Genomic DNA, 13,238 nt, shown 5'->3' on the forward strand with positions numbered 1-13,238 from the left:
CATTTATAGGCCATAAATATCAATCAACATTAAGATAACGTCTTTCTCCTCCCTACGACGATTTGTATGAGTGGGAACGAATTACGCTATCGAGGATTAATTTTCATGTATAATAAAAAAAAGAACTCCCGTTACTTTATTATTTTCTTTTTAACTTTGTTCTCCTTTTTCCCACTCAGTCCTCAGCCCGTAGTAGTTCCGAATTTGAATACTCCCGTATTCAATACGAACAGCATGAATCAGACGTTTACGGTTGCGGACGGTATGCGGACGATCGGCAACTGGGACGCGTTCGTGTTTCAGAACGTGAGTATTTTGCAGACACAGTGGGAAGCGCAGGTTCAAGCTCAGATCACGATGATGGTGAACTCGATCACGACGAGCGATCATTTCGCTTCGGTTCAGGAGTATCAAAGTTACGTTTATAATTCTCTGCAAGGACAGGCCTCGGAACAACTTTTGACATGGCAGAGCGCCGTAGAAGCGGAGATTTTACAGGAGAGGAGCGAATATCTTTCGTCCTTGTATGGAGCGAATTCGAGTGCGGTTGCTAGTTCGACGGCTTCGTTTCAAAGCCAATGGGATTCGTTTGTTTCCGGTAACGGTTTGAATCTGAACTTAGGCGGTGCTCTGAGTCAGGCTGTTTTGAACAGCGGCCAACAGACGTTGGAAGGTTTGCAGAGTCAGTGGTGGAACGATTTTCACAATAATCTGCAGAACGGTTTGCAGACATATCAGCAAGCGCTTCAGGGTTTGACCGACAAATATCAGAACTTAATTTCTCAGATCAACGCTACGGAGATGCAGTATCAGGCGCATCTTGCCCAGATTCAACAGAGTCAAGCGGGCGTTAAGAGCCAGATTCTTTCGAGTTTGGAAGGGTATCAGAACTTTTTAAACAGCAACGGTCTTTTTTGGAACACGATTACCGTGTTGTATGACAACAATTCGAACAGTTATGTGCAGGCGAGTTGTCCGAGCGGTCACGTGTGTGTGACGTATCAATACGATCCTACGAATTCCCAGTTTTACGCGGCCGGTTCTTGTCCGGTAGGTCATACTTGTGCGAACATTCTCTACGACAACAATACGAGCAGTTATCTTCAGAACACGGTTTGTCCTTCGACCTGCAACGGATCGGAGATGGAGAACTTGACGGTTCGCACTAGTTTGAATGCGGACGGTCGTGCGTTTCAGAACGTGATCAACAAGGTGGCGAATGCGATGCAGGAAGGGTATGTGATGCCCGCGATCTTCGACTATACTTCCGGAACGATGCTTAGCTACAACAACAACTGTTTGAACGGCAGTACTTGCGTGAAGGGTTTGTATGACGCGACTTCGGGTTCTTTTGTGGCATCGAACACGTGTTCTGCGGGACATACCTGTTACAGCGCTGTTGTGGACAACACGGTTCCGGCTTCCGCCACCGGTTCCTATTTTGCGAGCAGTTGTCCGGTGGGGGATACGCGTTGCGTTAGCTGCGCTTCCGGTCATACCTGTCAGGTTCAGGAAATGGAAGCAGGCTTTTTGTACGCTTCGAGTCTTTTGAGCAACTTTCTGCACAACGAACTTCTTTCGACGCAGAACGCGCTTCAAAATGCGGTCGCCGTTCAGAACGGGGGAACATACAATTTTCAATACGGGCAGTCTCAAGGTGCGTACAATAACGACGGTATTTGGAGTTACGGGGATCCTATTTTTTCGCATACACCGTTTAACCACTTTTCGGCGACTTCCGGAGGTCCGGCTTCCGTTTCCATTGCGGAGATTTTGAACACTGCGTTTACGGAAGGGGAAGGCGGGCTTGCCAAAAAGATCATGGCTTATATTCGCCAAGAGATCACTCAGTCGGACCTCGCGAACTGGATCATGGACGCGTATGAGAGCGGTTTAACCGGAAGCGGGTCTCCTCTTTCGGGTTTGATGGGGGCGCTGGGACCGGGCAGAACGATTACCGGGTTTAGTCAGATCGATCTGCGTGCGTTTCAGAACGAAGACGGTTTTACGCCGTTTTTCAATGCCACTCCCTACTGCGGGAGTCCGCTCGGATGTGCTTCCGGGGATATATTCAATTGGACACCCGGGATTTATTTAGCGAATCGGACCTACTCCGAAATGAGAGCACAAGGTTTGGCCGGAGTGAACGGGAGCTGGGGCCAGAATTTTTACGATTATTTTGCGCGCGAGTGGATGATTTGGGACGGAATTCCCTTTCTTGGAGACATCCAACATACGCAGAACTATGCCTGGATCGAGTTGAACTTTCAAGTTACGAATAACAACGCGTATGCGAACGTAACCACGTATCAGGATTTGGTTCTTCAACTTCAGGCGTTCGAGTACGATTGGCAGACGAATGTGATGCCTTCGATCACGAACTGGACGGCGCAGGTTGCTTCTTACCAAGCTCAGTATTCGAACTGGCAAACTCAGATGCAGACCGCATTGACGGATGCGCAGAACGCTTTCAATTCCGGGGTGGCGGATATCCAAAGTCAGCAGTCTTCCTGGCTTGCCCAAATGGGTCAGTTGCAGCAACAGGCAACGAGCGCCTTCAACGCGGCCGGGAACGCTCTTCAGAACGGTCAGGGGCAATCCAATTACATACAACTCACACAACAGGTGTTAGCCGGTTTGAACAAGGGACAAATGAAGTCGAACCTGGACGGGGACTTGACCGTCAACGACGGTTCCTTTAGAGACGCGTTCGGTAACATTTTGAACGGGCTTAACCGCAATGCGGACAGGGGGATTCCTAATTTCGGACTGTTGGATACGATCGGTTCGGGAATGAACCGGATCACGACGGGGATTTCCAACCTTTCTTTATTGTCTTCCACGAACAACGCGACGATGGATACGATCTTGGGATATATGAAAGGTGTTGCGGAGAGTATGCGCAACGAGAAGCAGTTCACCCAGAACGGTTACGGGGATCTGGTAGAAGCTTCCGGCATCAAGACAAGAGAGGTTAAAAGTAAGGATAAGTATTCGGGAGAGACGATCACGACCACGTATGTTTTGAAGGATGACGGTTCGATCGATACATTCACGGACGAGGACGGGAATGTGAAACAAAAGACGTTGGGGGATTGGGTTCAAGGGCATTGCGGTAAGGACTTGGGCAATGCGGAGTGCAGTCGGTTTGTGGAAAACAAATACAGCAGTGTGGATGTGGGGGCCGACGGGAAGATCACGGCTCACAGAAGGGTGTATAACGGAACTTCTTCGTATTGCGGTAGCGACATGACGAATTCGGATTCGTATTGTTACAACACGGATGATGCGGTTGTAACGATTTCGGCTCCTTCCAAGGATTCGTTTCTTTTGGGGAGAGGCGCTTCCCGATTGGGCGATATGTTCAACGAGAGGGAGAAGGGTTTTAGCGATCTCGTAAACGCCACATTCCAAAACGTAAACGGTTATCTTTCCTCGAACAAACATACGGCCGCCCTTTTTACGGAAGTTAATATTACGCAGAACGTTCACGACAAGAACGCGTCTTTGGCTTCGCAAGACGTCAATAACAAGGTGAAGATTGCGAGTATTGTCAAGGATTACGTGGAAGCAGTCTTGCTGGGAGGGATGTCGACCGGCGCTTGGGTGAGCAAACAGGCGAACCAAGCGGTACAGGACGTCGTTGCGACCGCGCTTACGAAGGCTTTTGATTTGCCGCCGGATGTTGCGTCGTTTTTGTCGGGCGGTCTCATGGCGCACATAGAGATGTCGAAGGCCAAGCACGATATGGGCAGTCATAATTTGGGAATTGGGAAAGGAATCCATTCGGCGATCCATCATTCAGGTTTTGGAGGAATGGAAAAAACTCTGCTCAGGGTTGCTCCTTTGGCTACAGAGATCCTTGCGCCGATTGTCGGTTATGGTGCGATAGCTTTTTCTCTATCAACTTTAGATAAGTATGAAAACAATCTTAGCGCGATTGAAAAATGGAAGGATTTCAAAAACAGCATGTACGGTTTTGGAGTTCAGAAAATTGCAATCGCAAACGGGGCGTCACCCGAATATGCGGCCGCCTTAGGCCAAGTTGCGATCGGATATATGGAGATGCGCCAGGCAAAAGAAGAGCTTGGAATGCGTAGCGGAGCGTTTTCTTTACAATCTCTTGGCGGTGAGTTTAAGCGAGTCGTAGCGGGGATATCTGGTAATATCGGCGAGGTTGTGGGAGCGGGAATTAAATCGAGCGCTCATATCACGGGAGATCTTGGATTAACGTCGGAGAAATACGAAAAACATATCAATCAAGAAACCAGATCGATCCTGAACGAACTGAAACTGAGGGATCTGAAAGAAGATATTAAAAACTGGGATACGACGCAACAGGTGCTTGCGAGCGCTTCTGTGAAGGAATACGGCAGAGTTACGCATATGGATCCTGCTCAAATCGAGCTTTGGTCAAAGCAGGCGAGCGACTTTGTGGTGCGCAAACAAGCGGAGCGGGATTTACACAGACGGGACGGGATGCTGACCAACGGACTGCCGCTTACACTGGGATACAGCTCCCTTTTTATCCTTGACAACAAGTTGTTCAACGGAGGAATCACGTCTCTCATATCGAAGGGATTCAAAGGAATTCTGACTTCGGTAGCGGATTTAGGGAACATGCTGGGAGAATCGGTCGTACCTTCGGACTTAAGATCTTCGATATATGACCAAAGTAAAGAGTGGCACAACAAGATAACGCTGGAAGACGTGAAAGGCAGAACGGGACAAGGGATTATCAACAAAGCGTATGTAGAAACGGAGATGCGTAACGTCCTTTTTGACAAGATCGGCGAGGCATTGACGGGAGATCCTGCAATGGGTCACAATCTGGGGTTATTGCTCAAATACCAAATCGACAAACAAGAGGCGAGAAAGGCAGCGAGAGAACAAAGACTGAAGGATGCTGAGGTATTGGTCCAGTTAGCAGCAGCGGCAGCAGTGACCTATTTCGGCGGTCCCGCGGGAATTCAGATGTTAAATTCGGTGATCGGAACGGGTGCGACGGCGATTAACACAACATTGGCGACGGTTGGGCTTTCGCTTAACAATGCGCAGGTGGCCATGCTTGCGGCGAGTACAGCGGCGACGATGGCGATCGAAAACAGAATCAACGGGGCAAATGGCTCGGCTGCAGCCCTTGTAAACGGCCTCATCTCGACGGCGACCTTAGGAGTAAAAACTCCTCTTACGGGCTACGTAACGTATACCAAACATCAGAACGCGAACCTTTTGACGGGTCAACACGAAGTGAAAGGCGGTTGGGGCGGTGGAGTTAGCTTGAACGTGTCCGGTGTCAAAGGGTTACCTGGGGGAGAAATATTAAAGACCGCGTTGGAAGGAATGAAAATGAGCAATCTAACCTTGGGACTGAGCTACAATGCTGATCAAGGTCTTGGAATGAACGTGAACACGAACTTTACGAACAACGTAGGCTTAGGGTTAGACTACAACTTTAAAAGCGGCAGCTATACCGCGAACGCGAGCTATGACGTGAACAAGGCAGGTGGAAAGTCTTGGGCGAACGGAAGTGTTAACGTATCTGCGAGTAGAGAAGGTCACTCGAGTTTAGCGTTGTCTTACAACCACGACGGAAACACGGCGATTCCTCAGAGACTTCGCGGAGGTGGAGCGACGCTTGACTTAGGTAATGACGGTGTATTGGGTTTTAGCATCCAGGGACTGAAAGGGGCTACGATCGGTACTGTGAGCTACAACACGAACAGTCACGGTTGGGAACAGGCGACTTTGAACCAGAATTTCCAGAACGAATATCTTCAAGGTGTGACAGCTGAGAACTCTGCCTACAACCACGAGAAGAGCCAGATGGAGATCTTGCGTACGGAGCTGAGTATTGCGACGAAGATGGAGAAACCGTTGTTTACGCAAGCAGATGTGGACAAGTATTTACCTAAAAACAAGGACGGCAGCATCGACGTAGAGAATGCACAGCCTGAGAAGTTGTTAGAGAAATGGAACGCGCACAAGGAAGCGATGTCCCAAACGCCTGAGGGCTTGCAGAAGTGGAAGGACGATGTAACGAGAGCCGGAGAGAAATCGGGGATTGAGATCAAGTTCAACGACGGAAAGAGTGCAACGAGCACTTTCGGTAAGTTTGTAACGGGAATGTTCGGAGACATTGCCCAGAGCTTCGGTATTGCGAACGACGGAAGCAAGATGGTGGACAAACAAGGCGTATTTCACTTAGACACGTGTTTTCGCGGAGACGTCCCGGTATTGCGTTTGAAACACAAAGAAAACGGAATATACGGGAATGTTAAATCACCCGAGTTTAGTTCCGAGGACTACGAGCTAATTGCGATCGAAGAAGTAAAGATCGGGGACGTAGTTCAGTCCTGGAACGAAAGAACCGGAAAACTCGAGAACAAGAAAGTGACGGAGACGTTTGTCCACGAAGTTCCGCAGCTTTTCTTTCTTGAGTTAGACGGGGAAGACGAGATTCATACGACTTGGAACCACCCGTTTAGACGGAGAATCGTAACTCAGAATGGTTCGAATGCCAGCACAAATCAAAACAGAGTATCGCCGTTTGATCTAAAGGGAATCCAAAGAGATTTCAAAACTCATGAACATCTGCTTCATCCGCGAGAAGCAAGAATCGTGACGAGCCTTTTGGGCTCGGGAAGCGAGAGCGAAACAAAGACAGCGAGTGTAATAGAGGAGCTTCCCCATTCTACAGATTCTAACCATTCAGCGTCGGATGTAACGTTGACGAAGACGGAAAGGTTCTCTTCTAACGCAGGATTGACGAAGACAGTTCTGACAGACGCAAGCTTGGTGAATCCAAACACAACCCAAACCTCGGAATGGGTGAAGGTGGAAGACCTCCGCTTGCGAGACCAAGTTCTCAAAGCAGACGGAAGTTGGGGAACTGTAACGGGGATTTACTACTACAACACGGAACCGACTAAGGTTTACAACTTAGAAGTGGAGGAGAATCATACTTACGTTGTGGGCGGAAGAGAATCCAATTCCGGCGCGGGCTACGTTGTTCACAATTACAACAACGCGCAAGAGGCGATGTTCGGAGGATTCAAACGACTTTCGAACGATGTGTATGACGTAGCGAAGAAGTTCGCGGGACTTGAAGGCGGGACCGGGAACGAGGTATATCAGAAAGCTGTAGAGTTTCAGCAGGCAGTGAAGGAAACGAACGCGTCCCGGGAAACGTTAAACAAGGAGTCGAACATTCTTGTTACGAAACAAAAAGCGGCGGAAGCCAGTATGCAACTGGGAGTGATCCGCAACAGCGAATTCATGAAAGCGATCCACGATCCAAAGAGCGACAATATCCCTGGGGTTGCCGACCTTCGCAGGCAATTGAAGGGAGTGGATCCAAGTAAGGGCTTTAGCGAGAATCATCTGAAAGCCGTATCGAGTTGGCTGAGTTCAAGCGGAACAGGCTTTGGTATCGGGAAAATGGGTTCGATTCAGACGAATCCGATGAAGGGATATATCGTATCGGCGGCACTCAGTATATCGAGTGCGAAAGAGCGCGGAGATCTTGTGAAGACGATCCAGGAAACGAATCAGAAGTTAGCAGAACACAAGATTAAAGAAGACAATATCGGCCGCCAGATGATCGAGAGATCGGAAAAGGTGAAGAGCGACATTGTAAAGCTGATCCAAGAGAAACACCACAACGATCCGAGGTATGCTGAAGTTCTCGTAGAACACGGTTTTGTGAAGAAAGACACATTCAATCCGGCGGAACACAAGGTAACGTATGAGGAGAAGTTGAAGGCACTGGGAGACAAGATCAAGCCGGAAACGAGAAAACAACTTGCCGAGTTTGACCGCAAGATCACAGACCTTCGCGTGAGCCAAAACAAACACGAAGCCGAGAGCTATGCTCAGTGGAACAAAGATCATCCGAACGAGCCCTACAAGCGAACTCCAGAGATGGAGAAACGCAGAAACGACATGGTGACAATGCAGAAGACTTTGGAGAAGGAAAGGGCGATGATCATCAACCGGGAAGTCGCACCCTATCCGAAAGAGTCTGAGCTGCATCGACTTGAGAAGTTGGGTGAAGGTCATTCACTGAACGACAAGCAGAAGACCGAGCTTACGAATCTGCGAAACGAGAAGAAGACGCACGAGACTCAAGTGGCGGCGCTGTTGGATCGTGATGCGAATGCGATTGAAACGAATTTGAACAAACTCCTTGGAAAACCTGAGGTTCCAAAAGACTTTAAGGCTGTCGTGAAAGAAGCGGATACTCGGAAGTCGTATGACAAATATATGGGGTTAAATGCGGAGCAAGCAGCCGAGCGTACTAAAACGATTGCATTGGAGCATGATGCTAAGAACAACTCAGAAGCGGTTTGGCAGAAGTCGAAAGATACTTTGGAAACTGCGGAAAAAGATTTGAAAAAGATCGACGCAAGTCTTGCTTCTCTGAATTCGAAAAAAGCGGATTACGAGACAAAGAAAGCCGCGCTGGAAGAGCAAAGAAAGGCGGCTGCTGATAAGGTCTCGAACTTAAACAGAGACCATCAGGAATATACGAAACAAAAGAACGAAGCTTTTGAGACAGTAAACAAGCGCGAGGACAGAGAATCGAAGGAGCTGATTGCTAAATTAGGAAATCAGAATCTTGACAAGATCGAGAAGAATATTGTAGCGAAAAAGAAAGAGTTAGCGGAAGCGTTTTTAAACGAGAAGAATTCAGAGAAAAAGGTAAAAGAGCTGACGAAAGAGATTACGAAGTTAACTGCTCAGAAAGATGAGTTGAACGACAAGATGGCTGCGGCTATCAAGGCGATCGATGACAAGAACAAAAGCAGTGATGTTGTGATTGGCACGTTGCCAAACGATCTTTTACCGGATCATCTCGCGAAGTTTATGGACCCGGTACAAAGAAAGGTAGAGTGGGTAGAAAAGAATCTTGAATACATGAAGAAAGAGTTGTACGCGGGTGAGGATGTGGAATATACCGTAAAAGGCAACCAGGCGATTTTGGAAGACGGTGTGATCAATTTGGGAACGGCACACTCCAATCAGTTTGTAGATTATGGAGCGACTGTGAAGATCATTTCGGACAGCGACAAGTCGATGTTTGGGAATTCGAACGGACTGAGTTACAACGAAAAAACGGGTAAATATGAGTATGTTCAGAGCGGAAGAAACACTTGTCAAAGTTACAGTTTCTTGGAGCAGTTGTTGTATGTCGGAGTGTTGTTTCGAGATTCGGGAAGGTCTCCGATTCACGAGTTGACAAAGTTGCAATACAACCTTGGTTTAACAGCAGAGATGTCGACAAATACAGCGGCGGCATATACCAAGCTCTTGGAGCCGTATGGAATGAAGACGGTAACGTTAGGTGATGGTGATCATGGAGTTGCGGAAAACTTTGCCAATATCAAGGCCGCTTTGAAACGTGGTGAGATTGTAAACGCCGGAATGTATATCGATGGGCCTGTAAACGGGGAACATCGTGCTGGGTATGACAAATACATGAGGCCATTGGATCCAAGCAAGGGCCACCGAGTGGACATCATCGGGTTTGATGACAAGCGGGGAGAATGGATTGTAAACGATTCTGCGAGACCAAATCAGATGATCCGATACAAATACGGTGACTATGAACTCGGTAATCGTTGGTCGATGGTGATTCGGAAAAAATAACGAAAGTAAAATGAGGGAAGGGTATATATATGAAATTTGAAAAACAAGGAAGAGTGATATTCGTAATTGGTTGTATTCTTTTGGTCTTGCCTTTGTTCGGCGGGGAGAAGGAGGAATTGAAGGCAGTAAAGGAAGATATCAATGTAACTGGTCGTACTTGTTCTTGTTTTAAGTTAGTTACTTCTTCCGAAGATGCTTGGGTATATGGAGTGAATTACTATATCGATACTTTTAAGCAATTGATGAAATCTTCTCACAAGGAAGAAGCTAAAAAGAAAGTTGGCAACAAACGTAAGTGGATCGTCTCCAAATCGCAAGGGGTTGGAGAATCTATTTACTTTCATACTAGCTATTCTGGCGAAAGCGGTATTAAAGTATTGAATGATGCTTACAGTCTAAATTTCAAAAATTACTGCGAAGCGGATGGTAAAAAGGAAGAATATTCCAGAATCAAATCCGCCAAGCTAACTTTCATGGAAGCTCCGTACACTTTAGTGAATAATGCAAACACTCCTCGACTGGATGCGAGTTTCAAAAAGACGAAAGAGTTTGATGTTGAGATTGGAGAATCGGACGAGATCGTTTCGATTCTTCCCGCATATACCGTGCTTGGAACCCAAAAGGGAGCCGGTGAAGGTGGAAACGTTGTCGTCGTCAAGCTGACTGTAACAGGTGTATATCCAGGTAAAAAATCTCCTCTTTGCGCTCAGGACTTTTTCATGGGTGGCAAGTCATTCGGCAAATACACGGACTTAGTGAAACAAGTGGATGAAATCAACAAGTAATCCTACAAAACGAATCTTCTTCATTGCGGGAACGACACTTGTTGTTCTCATAGTCGGATTTTTTTCTTTTTTCCTTTTTCAAAAGAAGGAACTCTTGGATTTAAAGAAGGAAGAGAACTGGGTGAAGGTATTTCCATCGGCGTATCCGCAAGAGGATGACCTTACGCCGATCCCCGGCCCTTTTGAAAAATACAAACGAGATGGTTATTATACCCTGATTGACCCGTATCCTTTGGCGCAACTTTTAAAATTGGATTCGGGTTCAAGACGTGCGTTTGCTTGTTTGGCTCTGGATGTGACACATGGTGTGGCTGTGGTTAAGTTTTTGTTTGATCGGAATTTTTACTCGGTGGATGTGAAAAGGCGTCATGGCGACCATTACGATTTTATAAACGATGGCGAGATGCTTTCGTTTCGATTAGAGCCTGAAATGAAACTCAAAAGCGGAGATATTATATATATGATCCGTTACGAGGATGATGATTATTTTCGAGGCGAGCATTACTATGACAGAGGTACTAATTCGGGAACGAATTCAACGGATATTGAAAATGATATGACTGGATGTATTCGATCGGTGTTGGAACAATCTGTTAATTTAAATACGAATTAGTTTTAGAGAGAAGACGCAGATATGACAACAAACGGAACACCAAAAGGCTTCGTGCTTGGCGAAGCGGTTCGCGACACAACGACGGGCCAAACGATGTATGTGGAGAAGGCTTGGAGTCCGACAGTACCTTGCATTTACTTTGATCCGAAGACGGAAAGTCTTGTGAAGGTGGATCTGTTGCCTGAAAACTTGGAGAGGATCAAGGAGATATTGCCGTATTTACCGAAGTGAAGAACTTGCAAACCCGCGAATGGCAAGGAACAACAAGAAAGGTTCTCTATTGAAAGGACATACAGTTTTACATGTGAATCAGGCGAACAAAAATTTCCTTCAATTTCTCCTTTCCCATTGACAATAGCACTCTGTAGACGACTCTTTGATGTATCAAAGAGTCGGTTCCTGACTCAGTAATTTTCCTTTCATTTTTTCTCCAAACTTTCAACGGCTAACGTTAAAGACATTCCGACTGCACAGGCTGTGCGAAACAATCAACTATTGAAAGAGAAAGTATTTCCCCGCGAGAGCGATCGCAGCGTAAATCCGGCATTGCACCATCGAGTACTACGCTGTTCTTTTTCTTTCTTTGCACTTGATGGGTAACCGCCTAACGAACCACAAGCCCACCGTTTTTTGGCAGATCCTCGCAAGAAAGACTTCTCGGTATCGTTTCCCAAGACTTAAAAAGATCTCGTAAATAAGCGTAAGGATCGATACCTGAGATCTTTGCATTTTGAATTAACGAATAGAATCCCGCGCTCGCAGTTGCCCCTTGTGGACAACCGGAGAAGAGCCAGTTTTTTCTACCGATCACAAAAGGACGAATGTCGTTCTCAACGAGATTCGTATCTAATTGCAATTCCGGATGATCCAAAAAGAGAAGCAGTTTTTCCCACTGGCCAGAAAGATAAGAGAGCGCTTTTCCCATAGAAGATTTGGGAGCAACTTCGACGATCCGTTTGTTCATCCAAGAACGAATCTCATCAACGATAGGCTTAGATTCGGATTGCCTGAGTTTCAGATGTTCTTCAGAACTTAAACTTTCTACCTTAGCTTTTGACTCGATTGTATAAAGCTTACCGATTTTCTTTACGATCCATTCTGCTTGCACATTCTTAGAATCGATTTTTAGAATTTCGAAAAATCTCCTCCTCGCATGATTCCAACATCCCGCGTGAAGAATCTTAGATTTAACTTTCAACAAAGAATCGTAAGATTCAAAACCGTCCGTTTGGATGATTCCTTCAAATCCCTGGATCCATTCTTCTAAAAACTTAGCGCTCCGACTCGGCTCATAATGATAGAGAACAACGGGCTTTTCTCTGATGAACCCTCGGATCACCCACATATACGATTTGGATGTATTCAACTTTCCTTCTTCGTTTAACACTTGAAGAATCGTCTCATCGATCTGCAAATACTTCGATTTGAAAAGTTCCCTTCTCACATCCTCGATCATCGGAGAAAGTTTTTCAAAAACTTGAATTGCGGTATTGGAAAGGGTGCTCCTTGAAATATCCACTCCCGATCTCTGGAGAATCCCGGCTTGTCTGTAAAACGGAAGAGCATCCGCAAACTTTTGAGTAAGCGTGTGAGCTAAGAATCCGGAAGAAAGCATACTCTTCTCAGCGATCTGATGGGGAACCGGCGCGATTCTTACGACAGGTAGAGTTTCATCAGAAGTTCCTTCACAATGCTTACACGCATACTTAGGGCGAATATGAACTTCGACTTGTATTTTAGCCGGGATAATATCTAACTTCTCGGACTTGTCTTCTCCGATACGAGTAAGCTCGTGACCACAAGAACAGGTTTTATCAATTTCAGGAATATCATGTAGGATTTCGATTCTTGGAAAGTAGTCCGGGAAAGGTTTTCTTCCCGTCTTCTTTCTTGTATGGCTTTTAACAGGACTAAAAAGACTTTCTTCTTCGGGTTCAGGAGAATCTTCTTGCAAGGAGCTTTCTATTTCGTTAAAAAGAAATCCTTGATCTTTTTCGATCTGACTCCATTTCTCAGTCTTTCTCCCGAAAAGCTGGATCTTCAATCTCTCGATCTGATCCAAATGTTCGGATTCTTTCTGTTTTTGGAGTCGTAATTCTTCCTGATATTTATTATTCTCTAATATAATGATTCTTTTTAGTTCTTCTACATCATCAGGAAGAGAGTTTAGATCCAAAGACATTCGGATT

The 13,238-nt window shown here is 46.3% G+C and carries 5 protein-coding genes; 4 read left to right on the forward strand and 1 reads right to left on the reverse strand.

The features are described from left to right. Window positions 1–105 precede the first annotated feature (105 nt). The 4 genes from LFX25_RS05245 to LFX25_RS05260 are packed head-to-tail and all read left to right on the forward strand — an operon-like array spanning window position 106 to window position 11,280. On the forward strand, window positions 106–9,651 hold the full coding sequence (locus LFX25_RS05245; RefSeq protein ID WP_238729299.1) for a TIGR04388 family protein: 9,546 nt from the start codon (window positions 106–108) through the stop codon (window positions 9,649–9,651). 29 nt (window positions 9,652–9,680) lie between these two features. Next, the gene (locus LFX25_RS05250) at window positions 9,681–10,436 is read left to right on the forward strand and encodes a hypothetical protein (RefSeq protein WP_238729300.1); all 756 of its coding nucleotides are present in this window, start codon (window positions 9,681–9,683) and stop codon (window positions 10,434–10,436) included. After that, window positions 10,420–11,049: an SH3 domain-containing protein gene (locus LFX25_RS05255; protein ID WP_238729301.1), complete on the forward strand. Its 630-nt coding sequence runs from the start codon at window positions 10,420–10,422 to the stop codon at window positions 11,047–11,049. The genes LFX25_RS05250 and LFX25_RS05255 overlap by 17 nt, the downstream gene beginning before the upstream one ends. Window positions 11,050–11,070: 21 nt before the next feature. Further along, window positions 11,071–11,280 carry a hypothetical protein gene (locus LFX25_RS05260; RefSeq protein WP_238728882.1) on the forward strand — a complete coding sequence of 70 codons (210 nt, stop codon included), beginning with the start codon at window positions 11,071–11,073 and terminating at the stop codon, window positions 11,278–11,280. Window positions 11,281–11,653: 373 nt separating this feature from the next. Here LFX25_RS05260 and tnpC read toward each other — a convergent pair whose 3' ends face one another. Then, complete coding sequence (tnpC, locus tag LFX25_RS05265; protein ID WP_118966396.1) at window positions 11,654–13,231, reverse strand: IS66 family transposase; 1,578 nt, start codon at window positions 13,229–13,231, stop codon at window positions 11,654–11,656. Window positions 13,232–13,238 lie beyond the last annotated feature (7 nt).

Origin of the sequence: Leptospira sanjuanensis (assembly GCF_022267325.1) — a bacterium.
GTDB lineage: Bacteria > Spirochaetota > Leptospiria > Leptospirales > Leptospiraceae > Leptospira > Leptospira sanjuanensis.

Bases quoted from the DNA above. Each gene is read 5' to 3' on its own strand.
- LFX25_RS05245 (WP_238729299.1), top strand. From the start codon at position 106: ATGTATAATAAAAAAAAGAACTCCCGTTACTTTATTATTTTCTTTTTA.
- LFX25_RS05250 (WP_238729300.1), top strand. From the start codon at position 9,681: ATGAAATTTGAAAAACAAGGAAGAGTGATATTCGTAATTGGTTGTATT.
- LFX25_RS05255 (WP_238729301.1), top strand. From the start codon at position 10,420: ATGAAATCAACAAGTAATCCTACAAAACGAATCTTCTTCATTGCGGGA.
- LFX25_RS05260 (WP_238728882.1), top strand. From the start codon at position 11,071: ATGACAACAAACGGAACACCAAAAGGCTTCGTGCTTGGCGAAGCGGTT.
- tnpC (WP_118966396.1), bottom strand. From the start codon at position 13,231: ATGTCTTTGGATCTAAACTCTCTTCCTGATGATGTAGAAGAACTAAAA.